This window comes from Xanthovirga aplysinae (genome assembly GCF_009711365.1).
GTDB classification, from domain to species: domain Bacteria; phylum Bacteroidota; class Bacteroidia; order Cytophagales; family Cyclobacteriaceae; genus Xanthovirga; species Xanthovirga aplysinae.
In genome coordinates, this window is the sequence record NZ_SMMB01000119.1 from 1 (window position 1) to 405 (window position 405).

General features: G+C 35.6%; 1 protein-coding gene. It reads right to left on the minus strand.

Features of this window, described 5'->3' with window-relative positions:
• Positions 1 to 151 precede the first annotated feature (151 nt).
• The coding region (locus E1171_RS23135; protein WP_222931269.1) for a hypothetical protein at positions 152 to 405 on the minus strand (254 nt) is incomplete at its 5' end.

The following is a 405-nucleotide window of genomic DNA, read 5'->3' on the forward strand; positions in this document are numbered from 1 at the left end:
GGAATAACCCCTTCTGCTTTGGGTGTTTTTTCCTAGTGTAGGAAGTATTTTATAGGCCAATCAGTTTCGGTATTCAAGGAATCGGACTAAAGAACTACACTTAAGAATAACTTATTGGTTAAAACAGCAAAGCATAATTAGCAATTTTAATTCATTCTTCTATAGGGTAATCTTGGTTGAATTCTTTTTCAATTTCTCCTGTAATTCCATCAATAAAAGCTCGGCGTAACCCTTTTTTATCCGCCCTTTCCCAAGTGATGTCCCAACCTGGTCTCCCATTATCATCTATTCCTCTGGCTATCCTAAAATCATAAGCTTTCATATCAATATCTCGTTCTTCAATCCAATTGAGGAGATCTTCAAAGGAGAACTTAAAAGGCTCATCGTAATTGGTTTCTTTAATAA